General features: G+C 58.3%; 18 protein-coding genes. 2 read left to right on the forward strand and 16 right to left on the reverse strand.

Annotated features, from left to right (window positions below; translation table 11 throughout):
* Nucleotides 1-4: 4 nt before the first annotated feature.
* The 13 genes from Q2B33_RS01260 to Q2B33_RS01320 all read right to left on the reverse strand — a co-directional run bounded on the left by Q2B33_RS01260 (nucleotide 5) and on the right by Q2B33_RS01320 (nucleotide 16,182).
* Nucleotides 5-208 carry a DUF6760 family protein gene (locus tag Q2B33_RS01260; protein ID WP_296471617.1) on the reverse strand — a complete coding sequence of 68 codons (204 nt, stop codon included), beginning with the start codon at nucleotides 206-208 and terminating at the stop codon, nucleotides 5-7.
* The gene (locus Q2B33_RS01265; protein WP_296471619.1) at nucleotides 205-567 is read right to left on the reverse strand and encodes a phage tail assembly protein; all 363 of its coding nucleotides are present in this window, start codon (nucleotides 565-567) and stop codon (nucleotides 205-207) included. The genes Q2B33_RS01260 and Q2B33_RS01265 overlap by 4 nt, the downstream gene beginning before the upstream one ends.
* 108 nt (nucleotides 568-675) lie before the next feature.
* Nucleotides 676-1,170, reverse strand: coding sequence for a phage tail protein (locus Q2B33_RS01270; RefSeq protein ID WP_296471621.1), 495 nt, complete (start codon nucleotides 1,168-1,170; stop codon nucleotides 676-678).
* Nucleotides 1,171-1,238: 68 nt separating this feature from the next.
* Nucleotides 1,239-2,963: a phage tail sheath subtilisin-like domain-containing protein gene (locus Q2B33_RS01275; protein WP_296471623.1), complete on the reverse strand. Its 1,725-nt coding sequence runs from the start codon at nucleotides 2,961-2,963 to the stop codon at nucleotides 1,239-1,241.
* A 42-nt stretch (nucleotides 2,964-3,005) separates the two neighbouring features.
* Nucleotides 3,006-3,395: a DUF4280 domain-containing protein gene (locus Q2B33_RS01280; RefSeq protein WP_296471625.1), complete on the reverse strand. Its 390-nt coding sequence runs from the start codon at nucleotides 3,393-3,395 to the stop codon at nucleotides 3,006-3,008.
* Between the two features lie 11 nt (nucleotides 3,396-3,406).
* On the reverse strand, nucleotides 3,407-4,144 hold the full coding sequence (locus tag Q2B33_RS01285; RefSeq protein ID WP_296471627.1) for a hypothetical protein: 738 nt from the start codon (nucleotides 4,142-4,144) through the stop codon (nucleotides 3,407-3,409).
* 3 nt (nucleotides 4,145-4,147) lie between these two features.
* Nucleotides 4,148-4,744 (reverse strand): DUF4255 domain-containing protein, encoded by a 597-nt coding sequence (locus Q2B33_RS01290; protein ID WP_300567007.1) that lies wholly within the window; start codon nucleotides 4,742-4,744, stop codon nucleotides 4,148-4,150.
* Nucleotide 4,745: 1 nt separating this feature from the next.
* Entirely contained in the window at nucleotides 4,746-7,688 is a 2,943-nt protein-coding gene (locus Q2B33_RS01295) for a hypothetical protein (protein ID WP_300567004.1), read from the reverse strand.
* A complete protein-coding gene (locus Q2B33_RS01300) occupies nucleotides 7,685-9,733 on the reverse strand; it encodes a TolC family protein (RefSeq protein ID WP_300567001.1) in 2,049 nt (682 codons plus the stop codon). The genes Q2B33_RS01295 and Q2B33_RS01300 overlap by 4 nt, the downstream gene beginning before the upstream one ends.
* Nucleotides 9,730-10,968 carry a hypothetical protein gene (locus tag Q2B33_RS01305; RefSeq protein ID WP_300566998.1) on the reverse strand — a complete coding sequence of 413 codons (1,239 nt, stop codon included), beginning with the start codon at nucleotides 10,966-10,968 and terminating at the stop codon, nucleotides 9,730-9,732. The genes Q2B33_RS01300 and Q2B33_RS01305 overlap by 4 nt, the downstream gene beginning before the upstream one ends.
* Before the next feature lie 52 nt (nucleotides 10,969-11,020).
* Nucleotides 11,021-13,480, reverse strand: a complete 2,460-nt coding sequence (locus tag Q2B33_RS01310) for a hypothetical protein (protein ID WP_296471636.1) — start codon at nucleotides 13,478-13,480, stop codon at nucleotides 11,021-11,023.
* A gap of 21 nt (nucleotides 13,481-13,501) precedes the next feature.
* Nucleotides 13,502-14,347 carry a hypothetical protein gene (locus tag Q2B33_RS01315; RefSeq protein WP_296471639.1) on the reverse strand — a complete coding sequence of 282 codons (846 nt, stop codon included), beginning with the start codon at nucleotides 14,345-14,347 and terminating at the stop codon, nucleotides 13,502-13,504.
* 41 nt (nucleotides 14,348-14,388) lie between these two features.
* A complete protein-coding gene (locus tag Q2B33_RS01320) occupies nucleotides 14,389-16,182 on the reverse strand; it encodes a hypothetical protein (protein ID WP_300566993.1) in 1,794 nt (597 codons plus the stop codon).
* Between the two features lie 319 nt (nucleotides 16,183-16,501).
* Here Q2B33_RS01320 and Q2B33_RS01325 point away from each other — a divergent pair, with 319 nt between their 5' ends.
* Together Q2B33_RS01325 and Q2B33_RS01330 are read left to right on the forward strand one after the other, a co-directional pair.
* A complete protein-coding gene (locus Q2B33_RS01325; RefSeq protein ID WP_300566990.1) occupies nucleotides 16,502-17,215 on the forward strand; it encodes a LytTR family DNA-binding domain-containing protein in 714 nt (237 codons plus the stop codon).
* A gap of 2 nt (nucleotides 17,216-17,217) precedes the next feature.
* On the forward strand, nucleotides 17,218-18,531 hold the full coding sequence (locus tag Q2B33_RS01330; RefSeq protein ID WP_300566987.1) for a GHKL domain-containing protein: 1,314 nt from the start codon (nucleotides 17,218-17,220) through the stop codon (nucleotides 18,529-18,531).
* 331 nt (nucleotides 18,532-18,862) lie between these two features.
* Here the strand turns inward: Q2B33_RS01330 and Q2B33_RS01335 are convergent, their stop codons facing one another.
* From Q2B33_RS01335 to Q2B33_RS01345, 3 genes are read right to left on the reverse strand one after another with little or no spacing between them, the layout of a single operon-like run.
* Nucleotides 18,863-19,654, reverse strand: a complete 792-nt coding sequence (locus Q2B33_RS01335) for a nucleotidyltransferase domain-containing protein (protein ID WP_300566984.1) — start codon at nucleotides 19,652-19,654, stop codon at nucleotides 18,863-18,865.
* Nucleotides 19,644-20,663, reverse strand: coding sequence for a nucleotidyltransferase domain-containing protein (locus tag Q2B33_RS01340; RefSeq protein ID WP_300566981.1), 1,020 nt, complete (start codon nucleotides 20,661-20,663; stop codon nucleotides 19,644-19,646). Before Q2B33_RS01340 ends, Q2B33_RS01335 begins: the two co-directional genes overlap by 11 nt.
* 25 nt (nucleotides 20,664-20,688) lie before the next feature.
* Entirely contained in the window at nucleotides 20,689-21,444 is a 756-nt protein-coding gene (locus Q2B33_RS01345) for a metallophosphoesterase (protein WP_300566978.1), read from the reverse strand.

A 21,444-nucleotide genomic window follows, 5' to 3' on the forward strand; every position in this document is an offset into this window, starting at 1 on the left:
TTGTCTAACGCGTGGGTTTCATGTCCAGAATGCTCTTCTCCTTGGACTTCTTTTCGGGGGACAGACTCTTGTTGATCGTGGATATCTCGCTGCACCATCTCCTGCGGGCCATGTGGTCCAGCGCCATGACCTCCTCGCTGCTCCAGTGGAAATAGTAGGAGATGAATGCCATCTCCCGATAAAGCTCCTCCTCCGGATACAGCTTCATCCCCCTGTTGTAAAATTTAGCGGCACCTTGTACACCTTCCCGCAGTCGGGACAGACCGTCTCCATCATGGGCGGCTCGATGTCATTGATTCGCTGGTACATATCCTGCAGAAAGGCCAGGTCTGCCGTGAACAGCTTCTCAATCAGGTTGGCCGTCACCATCTCCACGCCCTCCAGCTGGGTCACTACCTTTCCCAGCACCACGATGGTCAGGTAAGAGGGATTGCTCAGCACCCGCGGATCCCTGGTGGCGCTGATCTCATCTCCCGCCGTGGCCAGCCGCATCTTGCCCTTTCTGTGAAGCTCTCCGGCGCTGTCCAGATATCCCCTGGGAAGCGTAAAATCATATACGGTCTCCATCCCCTACCTCCTCCATATTCCATACGCCCAGATGCCCATGGCGGGCATCCGGACATACAGGCTTACTTTTCTTTCAAATTTCCGTCCGGCCCGGCCGGATGCACCAGATTAGTTGGGAATCACCAGCTCCTCATAAGCAATCTCCACGCTCTCGATCGCCACATCGCTGGTCTTTGCGTCCAGGTCAGGCGCATTGTACTTGGTCACCCAGGCATTGGTCAGGACCCACACCCTGGTTCCCGTGATGGCCGTGGCCAGCGTCTGGGGGGCGCCTCCGTTGATGTCGATCATCTCGATCTGCACATTGTTGCGGGGGATCTCGCCTCTCACCTCGCTGACGCACTCCTGCACCCAGGTCTTGAAAGCGCTGTCCAGGGTGTATCCCATCTTCAGCGTCACATTCCCGTGCTTCACCAGTCCCGGAATCTTCACCGGAGCCAGGCTGTTGGCATTGCCCTGGCGGAACTCGATCACGTCCACGGTGGCCTCAACCCCTGTCACCTCGCTGAACGCCGCTGTTCCCGATACCCCGTCCACGGTCACCAGGAAATTCATTTTAGTCAAAGGATAGGCAAGACCCTTACTGTTCTCATACGTCGCCATCTTTCATCTCTCCTTTATCGCAATTCTTTTGATTTCATAGCATCACCGGCTCTTTCGCCATCAGGTAGCTATAGTTCTGCCGCGGGGCGCCCCTCGGCCTCTGTGCCGCCCCCGGACTCCGCCGTGTGCTGCGTCACCCGGAAGATCACGAACTCAGCCGGCCTGGACGGCGCGATGCCGATATTGCAGATCAGCCTGCCGTTCATGATATCGTCCCTGGTCATGGTGGACGGGCCGATCTCCACGAAATATCCCTCGCTGGGCGTGGAGCCTGCCAGCATCCCAGTCCTCCACATGCTGTCCAGGAAAGAGGAGATCGTCAGGCTGACCCTCTGCCACAGCGCCGTGTCGTTGGGCTCGAAGACCACCCAGTTGGTATTGGCCTTGATGCTCTCCTCCACGTAGATGAAGAGCCTCCTCACATTGACATATTTGAACGCGCTGTTGCTGCTGGCCGTCCTCGCGCCCCACACGCGGATGCCCTGTCCGGGGATGGCCCGGATCAGGTTCACGCCCTCCGGATTGAGGATGTCCTGCTCCGCTTTGGTGTAGTTCACCTTCAGGCCGGTGCAGAACACGATCTCATTGGCGGGCGCCTTGTGGACTCCCCTGTTGATGTCGGTCCTGGAGTACACGCCCAGCACTGCCCCCGAGGGCGGTATGTAATCGGTCTTGTTGGAAGACCGGTCGAAGACCTGGATCCAGGGATGGTACATGGCGCCGTAAGTGGAGTCGATGATATTGCGGTATTCGATCAAGTCCTTGGTCTTGTACAGATCCCCAGGCATGTCAAAGACCGCGATGCGGCTCTTCAAGCTCTCGCAGTGGGCGATCAGGGCCACGATTACCTCCGGATCCGTGATGCCCGGAATGGCCATCATGCTCACCGTGCTGTTCTCCAGGAAAGACTGGATTCCCGTGCGCTTGCCCGGGCCTGCGTCCGTGCCGATAAAGGTGGCGGGCGTCACCAGATTCATCGTCCCGTCAAAGCCGTCCTCCAGATTGAAGATCCCGCCCGGGTTGCCCTGTCCGAACACTTCCTCCACCGGATTGCCGATCTGCTCCGTCTGGCCCACAGTGACTTTCACCAGCTCGCTTCCCGCCAGCCTGGAGCCAATGTAGTTGGGGGATGACTGGTTAAAGCTCAGCTCCCCGTAATTCTCCACCTCATCGTTGTAGCGGATGCTCACATCCACCGTCACCAGGTACAGCACAGTCTTGGGGATGATACCCGTGTCCACCACATCGTTCTCGAATGGCTTCTCGAATGTGACGCTATTGTCATAAATGGTGGCGATCCGGTTGTACTCCCCTCCGGCCACTACCAGGTCCCCCTCCCGGAAGCCCTCCACTGTCTTGGCGATGTAGCCATTGCCCGACTGGGCGATGAGCTGCATCTTCCGCCTGGTCACCGTGCCCATGGAAATCTGAATCCGGTTGCCCCATTTTCCCTCGTTGGCGGCTTCTATGGAGAGGATTCCCAGCTCCTTCTTGGCCGCCCTGGCATCCGGCGCGATCACCCGGGACACATAGCACCTGGTCCCCCCATTGATGAAGAACTGCTCCACGCTGTTGGCCAGATACCGGTATTCTCCGTAGGTGAACTCGCTTAAGAATCCGCCGAACTGCCTGGTGAAGCTCTTAAAGCTGGTCACAAGGGACGGTGCCCCCACAGTCGGCCCTTTCTCCGCAAAGCCGATGAAACCGGCGGTGCTTGTTCCGACACCCTCGATGCTCCGGGGGGAATTGTCGTATTCCTCCACGTATACTCCAGGTGTAAAATATTCTGCCATCTTTCTATCTCCTTATTTTAAGTTCCGCTGTTTTTTAGTTTCTTATGATATCACGGCCATTACCTGGCCGGGATCGGTGATGGTGATCATGCCGCCTCCATTGCCGCACATCAACGTGCTGTCCCTGGTAAGGCAGGGCTGCCCGCTGACCAGTACTCCCGGCTTCATGGGCGCCCAGGTGCCCGCGGGCACCAATGCGCAGGGCTGGGGAGTGAGCACCCCCATAGCGGCCGCTGTGGCCGCCGCCACCTGGGGATTCGCAAGGGAGGTGCACATCCCAAAGGGAGTGATGCTGGACGGCTGGGCGTCCTGGATGGTCGCCGCTGGCTTTCCCCCCACCATGCAGGCAGCCTGGGAACCCCCGCAGACCGTTCCCGGCGCGGTTCCAAAGGAGCACACTGCCGATGCCCCGGTCACTACAATCTCTGCCATAGGCCCTCCCCTCACAAAAGCGCGGATCCGCAATGCCGGAAATCCACCAGCCGGAACCTCGCCTCCTCATCCACCACATACCGGACCAGGTGCAGAAGATGCTCTCTGTCGTCCCGGACCCGGATACAATAATCCCCTGCGGACGTCACGCTCCCGAGTATGATCCGGGAGATGGGCGCGTTCACGGAGAACGGCTCCTTTAAAGGCTGCTCGATCTTCACCGCGTCTTTCGCAATCTCTTTCTGAACCGCAAAGGGCTCGTAATCCTGCCTGTCCGGGTGGATCAGGCCGTAGTGGATTCCATCCATGCCCAGCCTGTGCATGCCGAACAGCTTCATGATCCGCTTCCGCTCGTCAAAGCCGCTGATACAGCAATGTGTCGCGTTCACGTTTACCGCCTGTATAGACTGGATGCCCGGAAGATTTCCGGAAAAGCCGATCACCGGACGGTTCCCCAGCGCGTTCTCTGACGGAATCAGGAACGCTTCGATAACGGGCATGTTCTCATCCAGTGTCTCGTACCGCACATGCATCCGGAAAGGCTCAAATCCATACACCCGGACCTCCAGACAAAAGTCTGTCCGTCCGCAGTCCAAGAACGCGTAATTGCCGCTTCCCCTTGCAACAGGGCGGACTGCCTCTCTGTCCCTGAAAAAGCGGACATCCCTCTCTTCCACGGATTCGCCGGTGGTAGTGTCGATCAGCCTGACCAACAGATCCAACCGGAAACGAATCACCGATGCATTCATTCGCTACGCTTCCCCTCCTTCCCCGCCTGTAAGATGCAGACCGAAACTGGCATCCACCACGCGAGGCGTGTCGATCACCACCTCGCTGGACAAGAATACAGGCGCCGCCTTGTAGAACAGACTGATTTGATAGGGCTTGTTGATTGCCTGCCACACCCGCACCTTCTCCTCCAAACTTATCTTCGCCTGAGACAGTACAATGGGAGGTTCCTGGGTGTCCAGCCAGGACTGCAGCTGGTTCGGAAGCACAGAGCTGTTGTCATTGACGATCTGCGCCACCCTGCCAATAATCTTCTGTATATCCGGCGCCTTCAGTCCCATCTGGGAGGAGCCGTTGATAAATACCATATAGTACAGGCCATATGGTCTCGGCGGTCTCTGCAGCTGTACCCTGCCCTTCTGGATAAAGGGCTGCTGGGTCACATCGCTCTCTTCCCGGATATCGTACAGATACAGTCCCAGGATGTAATCCACGTCCTGGTCCGCCGGGGAAGAGATCTCTATATTATTCGGGGACGGTATGGGTTCCGGACACATCTTCTGGCGCAGGGTCCGGACGATATAAGAACTCACATCTGCAATGATCGGATATTCTGCCATATCACCATCCCCCTTCCCGGAGGGCTTCCATGATGCTTTCCACGAAGCCCTCCTCTTTTGGTCCAAGACAGATCCCATACTCTGTCCCATGGATATACTCTGCCTCACAATTGAAATACTGCCTGGCGTCCGCCTCCAGCAGATAGGGATGGTCGCCCTGTAGTTTTACGGCCCCCTCCAGCTTCTCTGTGATGTCGTCCAGAAGCTGCACCTGGTCCTGGTTCACACGGAAGCGGTATACGGAGAGCTTTTTGGACAGCGTCACCTCCATCCTGGAATCGCTGTACACATAGCGGTAGCCGGTGCAGGAGGCGACGGTGTCCAGCGCCAGATGCTCGCCTGCCTCCCCTTTCAGCTTCTGGAATACATACTTGTTCTTCTCACTGACGCAGGCATTCAGCCAGGTCAGCGCCATCTGGGCCGCCGTCTGGTTCCCGGCCTGGCCCATGCGGTCCAGCGCCGCCACCGCCGCCGCTTTCCGGCTGTCGTCCAGCTCTTCAAAGGGCGCTCCCAGGGCCTCCTCTATCAGGGCCTCCAGGGCCTGGGCGTCCAGGGCGGAAATGCCCGGGATCTCACCCTCCAGGCCGCCGGTTCCCGACCCATTGCCAGATTCGGTTCCTGCACCTGTGCCAGTTCCGGTTCCTGACTCGTTTCCTGTGCCGCTTCCGCTGCCAGTCCCTGTTCCGTTGCCAGACCCGGTTCCTGGCCCATTTCCTGTGCCAGCCCCGCTTCCGCCGCCAGTTCCCGACTCGTTTCCTGTGCCAGTTCCATCACCCGACCCGGTTCCTGCGCCGCTTCCCGTGCCAGTCCCAGCTCCTGTACCAGTCCCATCGCCAGACCCGGTTCCTGTGCCGCTTCCACTTCCCGCGCCAGTCCCAGTCCCGGCTCCAGTCCCGCCTCCGGCACCGGAAGCCTCCCCGCCCCCATACCTGCCATGGAGGCTGCTCTCCCTGCTGTCCAGGATGGCCTGCTCCGCCGCTTTTTCCGCCTCCCTGAAATCATTGTCGGAAGCCCGCAGCTTTTCCTGGATCTCCGCGATGGCGCTCTCCGCCCCCAAAGCGGACAGAGCGTCCAGCTTGCTGATGATGCTCTCCTGATTGTCCTTATTCCCCTCGGCGATCTCCAGGAGGGCCGCATCCTTAATCTGGCCGATCCGGTTCAGTACGGAGCTGCTGCCGGCCTGGTTCGCCGCCCTGGCCTTCTGGGCCGCGGAGCCGGAGGCGCTGGAGAGGATGGCCAGGAGCCTTTGCTCCTCCGCCTGAATCTCCCGGTCCACCTGGGCGATCATGGCCTCATATTTCTTCGCCGTGCTCAGGTCGTTCCGGTCCCTGGCCCCGGCCTGCTCCTCCAAAAGCCTCGCCTTCTCCTCCTCCAGCTTCTCCATGTCCGAGGAGGCCTCGTCCCCCTCCTCCAGAGAGCGGGCCAGGGACTTCAGCCAGAGGATATGGGCGTCGATGCTCTCGCTGGCCTTGGACCGATAGTCGTCCGCCCGCAGCTGCCCGTACAGCGTCTCCGCATGCCCTATCCGCTGATAGGAAAATTCCACCGCCTGACCGGCAGGCTGCCTTTTGGTCTTGGCCTGCAGCAGATATTGAAGCTCCAGCCTGGCCGCATCGGTCTTCGCCTTCTGATCCTCCAGCACCTGATTCCTGGCCGACTGGCTGGAGCCGCCTGCCACTGCGGTCTGATAGGCGCTGCAGGCCCCCTCCGTAAGCTTCTGGGCATACTTCGCATCCGCCTGGGCGATCAGCTCCCCCTCCAGCAGGGCAAGCTCCGCGTCCGCGTCCGCCACCACATCCTCCTCCAGGTGGTACAGGGTCTTAAGCTCTAAGAGCAATTCCTCCATCCCCCCGCCAAAGCCCTGGGGAGCCATCCCCACCACAGCCATGCTCTTGGCGTGCTCGGCGTTCTTCAGTACCGTATCGCCCTCCTCCAGCATGTTGCCGCTGTGCTTGATATAGCTTTCCTGACAGTTCTCGATGGCAGTACCGATGGCCTCTATGACCGAATTGTTCTCCACGAACTGCTCGTCATCGTACCCATAGGACGCTTCCTCGTCCTTGTCCTCATCGTCCCCGTCTTCCTCACCGTTCCCGTCCTCTTCGTCCTCTTCGCCTTCCTCCCCCTCTTCCTCCGTCTCGTCCTCGCCATAATACTGGGAGCCGCCGCAGATGTCCTGGAGGACGCTGAGCTCATTGCCGTCCATCTGGGAGAGCCTGTAGAAGATCTCCGCCCTCCTCCTGGAATCGATCCTGCCCATCAGCGTGCTGACGATCTCCGCCAGTTCGTCCTTTCCCTGCGCCCGGAGGCTCTCATAGCAGCTCTGCAGCCCCGCAAGCTGCATATCGCATTCCTGGGTGATCTCATTCTGCAAATCCAGGCTGAAGAAGTCCCGCAGCTTCTCATAATAATACCGGTCCACGCCTTTGCTTTCGGCTGAGAACGCATTGCTGTACTGAATCTTGATCGGCTCCAGCTCCGCCAGGTTGTAGAGATCGTAGGGGGATGGCTCGCTGAAGATATTTACCACATGGTCGTCCCTGGCGTCCCTTGTGATGCCGTCGGCGCCCGTGTAACAAGTCACCCAGAGAGGGAAAAGCTCAGACTCCTCCACCACGGTTCCCTCCCCCGCAAGGTCGGAAAGTCCCCCCGCGTCCGTGATGTCCATCCAGGCGCCCCCTGCCAGCTCCGACTTGTAGTACACATTCATCTGGTTGGAATCCGAGGCGCTCTCCTGGGCCTTTTCATACAGCTCATCCGTCAGCCCCCGGACATGGATCAGGTAGGTCCCGATGAACAGCGTAGCGTCCTCCACCGTATGGGATGCCCGGAATGTCTCATAGGGAACCGCCTGGGATTCATCAAAGATCTTCCCCAGGGCCGTCTGCTGCCAGAAGCACCACAGCAATATGCAGCTTGCCCAAAATACTTTCCTGTTCTTCATGTTCCCTCCTGGATCTTCATCAGCTTCTGGCCGCCAGTCTCAAAATACCCGGTATACAGGAGCCCGGAACCCTCGTCGAAAAACTCGATGACCAGCTCTTCCATGCCCCCCTGCACCAAGGACAGATGCCGAAACTGCGCATCGATGGGCAAAAGCTCCTCTCCCAACAGATAACTGCCCTCCTGGTTCCGGATCCGGTAGTAGCCGATCCCCTCCGACAGCTCCGGCGAAAGGGCGATGCCCACCAGCCCGGTCTCCGGGTGGCTCTCCACAGTGTAGGTACCGATCTGCAGCGCCTCCTGCTCCCTGACCTGATACTCCCTCACGATGGAGAGGGGCCCGCTGTAGGCTTCCGGGTCGATGATACAGTCGTCCACGAACTGGCCGTTATTGTAGAACCGAAGCTTCACCTCGCCCACCTCGTCCACGGAGAGCCCCAGATGCCGTATGGCGCTGCCGATCTCCGTGCGCTCCCCGATCTGTATCTGGTCGCACCACAGCTCGAAATGCGTAATCTCCACTTCAAAGTCAGAGGGAATGCTGACCCCGGCCCTGAATTCCTGCTGCTCAACGATCGGCTCGATATAGTAATACGCGCCCTCCGCGTACTCCTCCACGTAGGACTCCCCGCCGTCCCCCGCGTTCAGGTCGGCCGCCGTCCCCTCCAAAAGCGCGGTCACGCCCCCACAGGTGAGGCGGTCAAAGGAGTACAGGGCCTGGGAATAGTCCCCCAGCGCCTCATGCCTTTCCTGCTGCAGCTCCTCGTGGGCGGACAGGGAAGTGCTGTATTCCTCATAGGTCAGCTCTCCCATACGGTTCAGCGCCGCCTCCGCCTGGAGGCTCTTCTCCCCCTGGGCCACCTGCTCCGACAGGGTGTCATAGGCATTGCGCATGCTGACCAGGTTGTTGAAGCTCTCCTCCACCTGCTGCCTTAAGGAGCGCTCCTCATTCTGCTTCTCCAAAAGGGCATCCTGATATTCCAGCGCCGCCTCGTACAGCGCATAGGGCTCATCCTCCACATAGCGGATGCCTGAGATCTGCCCCTTGAACCACTCCTTGGGGATCCGGATGAACAGGATCCTCACGCTCCCCTGCCAGGGCTCGTCGATGGCCTGCAGGAACTCCTCATACTGCTTCTTGAAAGCCCTCTGGCTGATCTTCTGTCCCGCGATGACCTGGTTGACGAAATCGGAGATATAGGACATCTTGCCGCCGTACTGCCCCTCCATGAGCTGGTAGTTCGTCCGCAGCGCCGTCAGGGCGGTGGTGGCGTCCAGAGAGACCTCATAATAAGTCTCATCATGGTCCAGGGTATACTCGATCAGCCCGCTCAGACTGCTCCTGTCCATGCGGGAGGACACGAAAGAATCCTCAAAGCGGTATCCCGTGGTCACGTCCATGCCGATCAGCTCCGACAGCTTCTTCTTGTCCGCGCCCAGGTTCCTTTGGTCCAAGGCTATCTGGTCGTTCAGGGCCTTTCTGGAGCGCTCCATGGCATCCACGTCCCCCTGGGCCGCCTCCCCGGTCAGGAGCCTGGCGCGGTTCTTCTGGAGCGTGCGCTCCAGGACCGCAAGCCTTTCCTCCTGGAAAGCGATTTTCTCCTCCAGGATCACCATGTCCACATACAGATTGGACACATCCTCATACACCTGCAGCCTCTGGTCCGTCATCTGATGCTTTATGGCATCGATCTGGGCCTGGATCTGTATGGGCTTGAACTCGAACTCATAGGCCTCCGCCAGGTCCGGCTTCTCCGGGAACTTGAACGACAGAAGCGGCGACCAGCGAAAGGTGGACATGTTCTTTTTCTTCACCTGGATGGACTTCACCGCCTGGCGGAGGGAAGCCTCCTTCACGTTCAGCTCGCTTTCCAGCTTCTCCAGCTTCGGGCTGTTGGCCACGCCGCTTTTCTTCGCCATGTCCAGGGTCAGGAGCTGGCCCTGGGCCGCCTGCACCCGCAGGATGCCCCCCGGACACAGCCCTCCCGCCAGGGACAGGATCAAAAGAAGCGCAAGCCATCTGCGGCAGACTGCTCTTTTCCTCATACGGCCCCCTCTCCCATCCGCTCAATGGTATAAAAGGAGAATCCCTCTTCCCTGTCCTGGCAGATGAAATGGTAGATCAGCCCGTCCCTGTGGAAAGAATACAGATACACCGTATAGCTCTGGTCATATCCCTCCACCTGGTAATAGTCCTCATATTCGGAAGAAAGCTCCATCTCCACTTCCCGCCTGAATCCGATCCCCGTGCCCCTGGAGGTCACCCGGCCCACGGCCACGGCCTCCGGCAGCGTGATGGCGGCATTGCCCGCATAGTCCTCTTTCCCGAAATATTCCCTCAGCTCGCCGATGTCCCTGCAGGCTTTCTCTCCCCCCTGGAAAGAGTCCTGCAATACCAGCACCTGTTCCACCGTCCGTTCCCCGTCCAGGGTCTGCGCCTCCCCGGTTCCGGCGTACATGGCCCCGATGTCCTCCAAGACCACCGCGAAGTCCTGGCCGCACTCATACAGCGTCCGCCTTCCCTGGTAGGCCTGGGACACCTCCGACACCTTCTTCCCAAGCAGGGCGCTGTACAGAAGCCCATCCTGGCTGAACGCGCCGGTGTAGACGGGATTCCCTCCGGCATCGTAGAGCTTCCCCTCCCCTTCCCGCTTCCCCAGGGAAAATTCCCCCTCATAGGCCAGGCTCCCGGTCTCCCGATAGAGCTTCCCGCTGCCATGGAACAGATTCTGCTCGAACTCCCCCACGTACATGACAGTGCCGTCGTCATAATAGCGGGTGCCATTGCCCTGGTAGCAGTTCTTCAGGAAATTCCCCTGATACACGATGCCCCCCTGGGGATTATACAGAGTGCCATACCCGGTGACGCTGCCCTTCTCCACCTGGCCCTCATAGGCCAGATAGCCGGATTCCCCCAGGATGCGGACCTTCTCCTCCGCAAAGCGCAGCAGGATGGAATCATACGCATAGGTCTTCACCCTCTCCGTCTTGCCGGAGGGCAGGACGGAATGGACGCTGAACAGATAGTAGAGGCTCAGCACGCCCACTACCACCACCAGGGCGATGGCCAGGCGCCTGCTGATGAGCCAGCCAAAAGCTTCATAGTAGTCCTTCTTGTGCCTGGGCCTGACATTCAGAAGAGAGGCAAAGAAGTCCCGGATCTTTGAGATCACACGGGTCCGGATGAAATTCCAGCTGGTCCAGAGCTTGACCTTCGTCACCAATGGCGTGACCTTCGCCTTGGCGGATGTGATCAGCACCTTAAACAGATTGTCTCCCACCGGTCCTTCCCTCCTTTCTCATGGAAGCTTCGCATCCAGGAAGCCGCGCGTTTTACGCCTCTGCCCCGGGCAGCCAGAGCCTGCACACATCGCCCTTTACATCTGTCTCATTCAGATATCTCTCACAGGTGAACAGATACCAGGTGGCCATGGCATCCTCCGGATTCTCCCGCAGCACCTCGTTGAACGCGTTCCTGGCCAGATAGAAGTCATGCTGATAGAACAGCTCGATCCCTTTCTGGAATTTCGGATCGGTCTGGGCCTTCCGCTTCCCCTCCCGCAGGGGGCAGGCGTCCAGCACCTCATACAGCCGGATCCGCTCATTGGTACGGGCGATCCACAGATACCCCAGATAGCGCAACGGGCTCTCCAGATGCTCCCTGTCCTTCACGCTCTCCGTGATCACCAGCGGCAGGTTCAGGGACCGGAACCATCCCGCATACCGCTCCAGCTCCTCCATCTCCCGGGACAGAAGATAGGGGAGGCTGTGCTTCTTCGTGCCCGCCACGCCGTATGTATACTGGGAATAGTGCAGCAAGATCCCTGCTTTTTCCCTTCCCTGGCCCTCTTCCCCGCGTTTCGCGAAATCCTGCATCAGCGCCACGCCGAAAGCCGCCGTGTCCCTGGACTCCTCCAGAAAGAGCATCTTCATCATATCCAGGCCGCAGTGGCCGGACACGAAGAAGCCCCCGCTCCTCTCCTGATGCTCCTCAATCAGGGACACGAAGCTGCCGATCTCTTCCGCAGGCCCCCTCTCCCCGTCTTCCCCTCCCGCCGCGGAGATCACCGCCATGGTCCCGTGCAAAAGCACCATGTCCCCGCTGCTTACCTCCGTGATGGAATCCTTGCCCAGGATCTTCTCGATGTTCTTGGGCGCGAAGCGGTAACAGGATTCAAAGATCCGGTATTTCGTATAGTTGATCCTGCTGATGGTCTTGCGGATCTCCATCAGGCTGTTCCACATGAAGTCCACGTCTTTCCCGTGGACAGCCTCCTTCCTGATCTGGGTCTCCCCGCCCGCCAGCGCCTGCATGGCCCCGGCCAGCCTCTTGAGCTCCCTGCCCTGCAGGAGCAGGAGCCAGACCGCCACAGCGCTGCCGATCAGGAACACGCATGCGCTGTAGAGGAAAGGCGATATGCGGCTTCTGAAAGAAGCGTCCGCATCCTCCTCCAGCCTGGCGATCCCGGCCAGCACATACGCCGGGGTCAGATCCTCCGAGGCGGCTGCCCCGATTGCCTGGTGGGCCTCCCCATCGATGCCGATCAGCATGCTGTTCTCCCGCCCGCCCTCTACCAGGCTCTGGATCAGCTTCCCTGTGCCCACGCCGTACACTTCCTCGAATATCTGGCCGTTCCTGCCACTGACGCTGACCAGGATCCTGTGGTCGTCGCTGCGCACCAGGCAGATGTCCACGAAGATTCTGGAAATGTCATCATGGCGGACGAACCTGGACAGCTGCGCCTGGAGGGCCTGGTAATCCGCCCCCTGGTAAAAGCCCTCTTCCTCCGGGTGGAACCTGGCCGGATCCCCCATCTCCTCGGCCAGGGCCCTGACATAGTAATGGCCGAACCGCTCCGCCTCCTCTTCCCTGGCCCTCTCCTGGATCCGGGGCACCCGCACCGCTCCCGCCACTGTGATCACAAGCAGCGCCAGCTCCACCACCGCGATCGCGTATACGGTATGGCTCCGGTTGCGGAGAACGCTTAAGAACAGCCACAGCACCCCGTAGCCTACGATCAGCAGGGCGCCGTACAGGAGCATCCGCTCCCTGCGGACCTTCATGATCTGCCCCATGGACAGGCTCCTGTACCAGAAAGCCCCCTGGAGCTTCTCCCCCGCCTGGAAGTCCTCCACCCCGCTTCCGTCGTCCAGGTGGTAGAGGAATGCCCCATCCTCATACCTGGCCTCGATCAGGGTATGCTCCACGGGGCTGTAGCCCATCTGCACAGGCTTCTTCACAGAGGGCGCCTCTTCCTTCGTCTGCTCCTGCTCCCCTGCCGCTTCGCTCTCCAGCGCCTCCTTCTCCACGAAATAAGCTCCCGCGGATGTCTGGCCCTCCAGCACTGCCGTCAGGTAGAACCCCTGGGCTTCCGCGTGGAAGCCGGTCAATGTCCCCGGCTGATGCAGGGTGAATTCCGGCGTCTTCGCCAGCACCCGCCCCTGGTCGTCGAACTCCACGATTCGGTACTGCAGGGCCGCATCCTGCCCAGCCGCCTTTTTCACCATGAGCCCGTAGAGGGCCTCCTCATAGTCGATCCTGGCAAAAAAGCTGCCCTTTTCCACAGCGGAGGCCAAAGAGACCTCCTGCACCGTCCCCTGGGAATCCATCACGTAGAGGATCCCGTCCCTTTCCATATTTTCCACCAGATAGATCCGGTCCCCTACCGCGCACCCGTCCAGATAGGCGGACCTGGTCCTCTCCCTGCTCCAGCTCAGGCCGTCCGCAAAGGCAAGGACAGCCACCGCCATCATCCACGCAAGCGCCACTATGTATGGAATGTGTCTCTTCATAACGCGTTATCCTTTCAACCTTTACCTGGTGAGCGTCTCTGTCCCGATCGTCTCGAATCCGTTAAAAAACAGACGCAGCCATGGAATGTCCCCCACGATCAGCTGGGTGAGCAGGGAGACGATGACGAAAAAGGCAAGCACGGCGCACAGATACAGCAGGAACCGGAACATCCCGTCCTGATTCCTGCGAAACCACCCTGCGATCCGTTTCCGGATGCCCTTCTTTTTCCCGGGAGCCGCCGTGATCCGGATATCCTTGTACAGCTCCGTGAGCTTCCGGTAGCTCTTCCTGGCGATTTTCTTTTCCAGAAGCCTGTAGCTGAATGCCTTCTGGGAGGACTTGGGCCGCAGGAGATCCCGCAGGATGGACGCGCACTGTACCACGCAGTCCCGCTCGGTCCTGGCGGGGTCCAGTTCCTCCAGGTCGATCTGATGGCCCAGACAGACCGTGTGGTCCTTTGCCAGATGAAGCTGTCCCTGTTCCAGGATCAGATACAGGACCGGATAGGGGAGATTGGAGGTGATGCAGGCCATGATGACGCTGATGCACACATTCTCGCATTCTGCCAGCGTGTAGGACTCCCCCATATAGAAATCCTTCAGAGGGCGCTCCTGCTGATAGGCGAATACCATGCAGAAAGCTCCCTGATCCGAAAAGCTGTCGATATAGGAGTCCTGTGCCGTAAGGTGCGCCTGCTCGAACACCTCCAGATAGGTCTTGACTGTCTGATGTTCCTTGATTGCCAGCAGCGTGTACAGATTCCGGGCCGATGTATTTAGATCCTCACATATGACGATGTCGTTCGTCCTGCTCTTTTTCACAATGCGGACACATCGAAGCTTCATCCTCTGTGATTGATAGAACATCTCTGCCGTTCTCCTTTTTTGATTTCCCGAAACGCTTATGCCTATGCCTCTTTCTTCTTCACGATGGCATACGCATAGGTGCAGATCACCGGCACATCGATGCAGTAGATCCGGATTTCATAGACCCCTTCCTTTGCGGGCGCCGTGTAGACGCCGTCCGATGTGATCTCGCCGCTCCCCGGCTCCGTCAGCTCATAGGCCACGCTGCAGCTGTCCATATTGTTGTACTGCACATGGAAATAATGGCTCTCCCTTGTGCCCATCACCACCGTAGGCGTATCCACGCTGATGCTCTTCCCGCTGTGGTCCTCCATCAGCCCCAGGTCATTGCCTGCCGGGAACCGGATCGCCACCCAGCGGTAGGTCAGCACCAGATAGTCCACATTCTCCAGGAGCTGTACGGCCACCACGAAGCTCCCCTTGTCGTTCATCACCCGCACCGCCGTCTCCGCGTCCACCGCCATGGAGCCCTCCTTCTGGAACAGCTGCGGGCTTCCGTAGATCGTGTTCCTGGCGCTGCTCCCTAAGGCCGGGTCGTCGGTGATGTACTCATAGCCGATGCTCACGTACACATTCCCGCTGCCCAGGCCATGCATGATCTCGCCGGAGTAGCGGATGTCCCCTTTCCTCGCCGACTCTCCTAAGGGGATCTCCAGGACACCTGTGGCCACCTCCGGTATCCGGCTGCCCGGAGCCACGAAATTCTGGTTCTGCAGGCGCTGCGGATAGAAGTCCCTCTCCTTCTCCAATGTGGGCTCCTTGATGAAATACTCCAGGTATTCGTTCCGGAGCATCTCCTGGGCCGGCGCCGTGATATAGGCCTTCACGCCCCTCTCGATGACATCTTCTATGATATAGGCGTTCTCCGTCCGCACCAGCTTTAGATCCGCCAGGCGTATGTAGTCCCGGACCTCCCCCATGCTCTTCATCTCCAGGCTCATGCGGCCGATCTCCCGGCTGACCAGCTCCCGGGGGCGGCAGTCCTCCAGCATGACCCGGATCGAGCACCCCGAGGGCAGCTCCTGGGCGATTCCGTTCACATGCACCCTGGCCGTGCCGCTTTTTTGCAGGATAGTGGTGTCCAGCATGGTCACGTCCTGGACGGTGAGCCAGTACTCCTTCGTCAGGCTCTCCCCCTCCACAAGGGACACATCCGAAAACCCCACCTCCACCTCATGCTTCCCCTCCGGCGTCAGGAACACCGGAACCTGCAGCGTCCCCTGGTAGCTCAGGGACTTCTGGGCCGGGGAATGCTTCTCCACCCGGGCCTCCAGCCGCACGTTCCTGCCCTTGCAGACCGTGGCCGGCATCACCAGCCGCACCGTAAAGTCCTGGTCCTCGTAGAGGACAGTGTCCGTCAGAAATTCCGTCTCCATCCGGTATCCGCCGGCCGCCGCCTCCCGCTCCATCAAGAACAGCTGGAAGTTCTCGCTGATCCGGTTGTACTCATATTCCTGGCCGTCCTCCCCGGTGCCCGGATTCATCGTATATACCGCGTGGACCGGGTCCTCCCTGTAGCGCAGGCAGAGGCTGGCCATATTGCTGTGCAGGGACTCAAAGCCCTCCATGGCGGACAGCTTCTTTACCACCGAGGACTCCATGATGATCTCCCGTCCCACGCCGTCCACCGCTACCCCGCTCTCGATCAGGACGGACAAGTCGTCCAAGCTGAACACGCCGAACCCGCAGACCACGCCGCTGCCGTACATCAGGCTGTTGATGAATCTTCTCTTGTTGTTGAAATATGTCTGCTCCGCCTGGAAATCAGAGGAGGTCAGCATCTTTCCGGAATAATAGCGGTTCCGCTCGAATGGGTATAGTTTCGTATTGTTCATGGCCTTTCCCTTCCTGATGTATGTGCTGTTTGGTATAAATTCTATCAAACCCCTTTTGAAAAAGCCACTACTCAAAAAGGTAGTCGATTGGGGAGCGCGGCTGTATGACAGGTCCATGCCGCTATGTTCCAGTATACTGATTCGCCCCGTTTTTTCCATAATGGCGGCACGAATCGTTAAAATCCGTCCCGAATCGCCCAAACCCTCCTACAGCCATTTTGAGCCATTTCATAGATGGCCCTCGCTTTTCTCAGCGTTTTATGCTATGATACAGTGGGTGCACGGGAGTCAGGATTTTTCAGAGTAAAGGGGGCTTTCCATGAGAATCGCCATCGTGGATGATATTGCGTCAGAACGGCAGACCTTGCGGGACGGGCTGGATGGGCAGCTTTCCCGCCTTTCCCTGGATGCCCTGGTCTGGGGCTTTGGTTCCGGCGCGGAGTTCCTCGCCGCTGCCGAGAAAGAACGGTTCGACCTGGTGTTCCTTGACATTTACATGGGGGACGAGAACGGGGTGGATACGGCCGAGGCGCTGCGCCGCTTTGACAGGGACTGCCTGCTGGTGTTCACCACCACCTCCACCGACCATGCCCTGGACGGCTTCCGCGTGAGGGCGTTCCATTATCTGGTAAAGCCCTGGACGGACGGGAACCTGGCCGCTCTGTTCGACGAGATCGTCAGGCGGCTTCCCGCTGACGACAGGTATATTGAGGTGAATGCCACGGGCGGCGCCGTCCGTCTGCGCTACCGGGAGATCCTTTACGCGGAGCACCACCAGCACCGCATACATATATACAGGGCGGACGGACAGGAAACCGTGACCCGCCAGACCTTTCGAGAATTCAGCGCCAGCCTTGGGGACGGATGCTTCTTCCGGTGCAGCCGGGGCGTGATCGTGAACCTGGGGCATGTGGCGGATTTTAACGGCATGGACTTTGTCCTGAAAGACGGGAAGAGGGTTCCTGTCAGCCGCGACCTTGCAAAAGCCGCAAGGATGGCTTTCGGCGATTTCCTCTTCGGAAAGGGGAATTAGAGATGGGGGAATTTTTACGTCCTGTACTGGAGCTGATGGTCCTGCTGCCGGGCATGCTGCTGGCCTATCTGCCCATGAAGCAGTATCTGCGGATACGTCCCGCTGTCCTGACAGCGGTGGCTGTCCCTCTGGCGCTCCTCCTCTGCCTGGCAGGCGGCGCCGTCGGCTGCTTTTTCCATGTGGATACGGTCTGGCTGTTTTTCCCTGCCGTTGCCGTCATGGGTTTTTTCTATATCCATACGCTGCAGATCACCCGGTGGAAGTCTGTCAGCGTCTTCCTTGCCGTATGCGGCGTGTTCTGCTGCCTGGGCAGCGCCGCCATTGCGGTGAGCGGCATCCTGAATCCGGGAAAGCCCGTGCTGCCCCTTTCCTTAAGCGGCGCCCTGTTCTGGCTCGTGGTATGCTGCCTGTCCGTCCTGGCCGTATGGCATCCCACCACCCATGCCGCAAGGCAGCTTCTGGAAGAGGAAGCCTTTGCCCAGACCTGGTATGTGTTCTGGATCGTGCCGCTTCTGTTCGTCGGTCTGAACCTTTCCATGGTCCCCAGGAATCCGTGGATTCTGGAACAGGGACGGCTGAGGCAGCTCTATCTCCTGTTCAGCCTTGCTCTCCTGATCCTGCTCCTGTCGTTCTATGTGCTCTTTTACCTCATGGCATCCAGCCTGAACCGCAATGACCGCCTGCGGCGGGAGAACCATCTCCTGTCCATGCAGCAGGCGCGGTACGACAGCCTCCGCGCCGCCATTGAGCAGACGCGCCATGCCAGGCACGATATGCGCCACCATCTCCACATCCTCCAGAGCTTCGCCGCCCAGGGGAACTGGGAGGGCCTGGCGGGATACCTTGACGAAGTCCAGGGCAGCATCCCGGACGGCAGCCTATGTCTATGCGAAAATATGGCCGTGGACGGCGTGGCGGGGTATTTCGCGGCGTTTTACCGGGAACAGGGCCTCCCGCTCACAATCGAGCTCGATCTGCCTCCCCAGGTTCCTGTACCGGAGACCGACCTTTGTTCCGTGCTGTCCAATCTGCTGGAAAATGCCATGGAAGCAGGTCTGCGGACTGCCCCGGAAAGACGGCAGACCAAGGTACAGGCACGTCTCCATTCCGGCCACATGGTGCTGTTGTCCGTGGAGAATGCCTATGATGGGAAGATCCGGGAAAAGGACGGCGTGTTCCTCTCCTCCAAGCGTCCAGGGGAGGGGGTGGGCCTGCAGGCCGTGCGCCATACTGCGGAGCGGAACGGGGGGTACAGCCGCTTCCTTTATGGGGACGGCGTCTTTACCGCGAATGTGATACTGCGGGGCGGGAAATAGCGGCTTCTGCAGGTTTGTCGTTTTTCTATCCTGTCCTGGTACTGGGGCGGAAACGCGAAATTGCTCCTTTTATCAAGTTGATACATACTTCTGCTCCTAAGCTGATAATAGGGACGGCTCTGCGTGCCCTATTACCGCAAAATTACTATATAGTATGCTGCAAAATCGGATTCGTTGATTATCGCAGGGCGGGGCTGCCTGTGGGCATATGCCATATAACATTGAATGCTGCCTAATGTAATCATGCGCTTAAACCAGTCAGCGTTATGCAGTCTGGTTCATGGCAAGTGAAATCGTTATGCGTCATAAATCGCATCCTGCGCTTTTTCCATCAGCGCATGGCGTACACCAGTGTTCTGAACGCGGCCTCCAAAGGTTCCCAATCCGGGTTCCGGTCATCCTTCATGGATTCCACAAGCTCTTTATAGTATGCCAGCTTTTCTTCTATATATTGGTTGATTTTTTCCATCCTCGGCGCCTTGTCCGATTCGGACATCTGAATCTTCCTGGCCAACAGCTCCTCCACTGCCGTCTTCATCCCATCTTCCAGGACTGCATGGCATAGTTCCTCGAAGAGTACCGGCGGCGGGCATTTCCGCTCCTCAATCCATTTGCAGGCCAGGATCGGCCGGAGCACATAGAAGTACTTTTTGTACTTCACCATGCTGTCCAGCAGGTAATCATGATAATTCTTATTGGCGGTTCCGTAATAGTGGTAGAGCGATGGCTTACAGGCAAAATAGTTCCCTGCCGCCTGGCTGTACAGCTTCCGCCACTCCTCGGTGGTGTAATATACCACCGGCGAATTGCTCCATTCAAACAGAGTGGCATTGGACTTGTGGAAATGCTGCAGCGCCTTCTTTATGTCCCAGCCATTGATATCGAGCACTTCATTCAGCTCCCAGTCGATAAAATCCTTTGTATCACGCAGGGAAAGATAGAAATCCCTGTCCCTTACATAGATAAACCGCACATCGTAATCGCTGTCGGGGGACGCGAAGCCCCAGGCCCTGCTGCCGGACTCCACCGCGTGCAGCACCCTGATGTTCTCTTTTTCTTCTATTTCTCTTAGCTTCAGGAGGACCAGCTCTTCCACCGGCCCCTGGAATTCTTCATATTTCATCTCGAACCACTCTTTCATTGATAGTCATCACCAGCTCCTGCACCTTTTCCATATCCGGTTCTTCCGGCAAGTCCGTATTTTCCGCGGCATAGTGCAGTCTCTTTTCAAAATCCGTGAGCATTTCGTAGAAGCTCTCATGGAATGTCCCGTCCTCCTTCTGGTATTTTCCGGATCTGATGTCCATCAGGAGATTGTGCTCTTTTTCTCTGTAGGTATGAATCTCGCCCTTTTCCAGAATGTCTAGTGCCATCATAAACAGCCGAACCAAATGCATGGCATGCTTGTTCAGGTGCAAATCGTCCTTCTTTTTATTCCGCTTTCCTATTTTCTCATAGTCCCGGACTACATTGGCCATGGTGTTCCACATGCATTCGTAGTCTCTGAGCGGGTAGTGAGTCATGCTGGCATTTACGAAGATTTCCGTGTCAAGCTCCGGGTTCATGGCTTTATCGATGAAGAGTTCCAAGCTGCCGTTTTCGAAATGCCTGTAGCGGTGGTTGAAGTCGTGCATGGCGTTCCTTACGGAATTGAGGATGTGCTGCTCCTTTTCGCTCTGGGGGAATGTGTCCCTTGCAAGGGCGTTCTGGAGCCTACGGAGCTGTGCGTCCGCGTATCCGCCAAAGGACTGGATGGCCCGCTTTGAGAGGAACAGCTTCCTGTTGTCCAAAAGCAGCCGCCCGCTGTCATTGAGGTACAGGTAATGCTCCGGCTTCAGGCCCAGGAGCTCTATGGTGTTCGGATTGCAGCCAAGCAGGAGCGTGACGATTTTGTTGAATGCATAGATCACGGTGTCGGTGTCTTCGTCCACGTATTGGTCGAACTGGGTCAGGCCAATCAGATCCGATTTGCGGTTCAGTGCAATTCCCCTGATGTCGATGTCGCTGGTTTCGATGTTGGTGCCGTAGGCGTAGCTGCCGGCCAGGCCCAGGAGAATCACATGCCTGCCCAAGTGCTCATTGGTCTTTATGAAGCCGTATTCTGTTTGCTGTAAAATCTCCCTGTATTCCATGTCTGCGTCTCTGCTCCCTGTGCGCTTATGAAATCCTTATAATCTGCTCGTAAAGCAGTATCTCCTGGGCATTCACGTTCCGGTTGTCATGGTAGTGGCCGAAGAACCATTTCCTGAAGCTTGTGTTCTGCCGGATTTCTTCCAGATATGCGGTCAGGGTGTCGGGCCTGTACAGTTTTCCGCCCAGCAGGATCTGGGTGCTGGACGCGCAGCAGTGGGTCACGATGAAATCCACTTTGTTGCCATGCGCCGCCAGGTTCCTGCGCCCCTCCTCCATCTCCTCCTCTGTGGGAAGCTCCTGGCTCCACCAGCTCACATGGTTGATGCGGTATGGGCGCCAGTCCTGGTCCAGCATCCGCTTCTTTCTCTTAAAATCGGGACCCTCCGGCTCCAGGATGCCTCCGTCAATGTCATGGCTGCTGGCCCCGCCAAAGGTGAAGATGCTTTTCCCATCTATCTCGAATACCTGGCCCCGCATCATGTGAATGACGGACGGCCTGATTTTATGGACCTTTCCGCCATGCCATTCTTCTACAGGGTATGCGTAGAGCCTGTCGAAATTCTCATGGTTGCCGTCCACGAACAGTGTGGTAAAGGGCTTGCCCTCCAGCCAGTCACACAGGTGCTTCTCCTCCTTATTTTCTCCGCCCTGGTTCCAGACTCCGCCGAAGTCTCCGCAAATGATTACGTAGTCTTCCTTTGTCATTCCTTTCTGCTCCGGGAATATTCGGGTGCTGAATCTCCTGAAGTCCTGGTGGCAGTCTCCGGTGATATAAATCAT

The sequence above is a fragment of the uncultured Acetatifactor sp. genome, from assembly GCF_948601915.1.
Lineage (GTDB): Bacteria > Bacillota > Clostridia > Lachnospirales > Lachnospiraceae > Acetatifactor.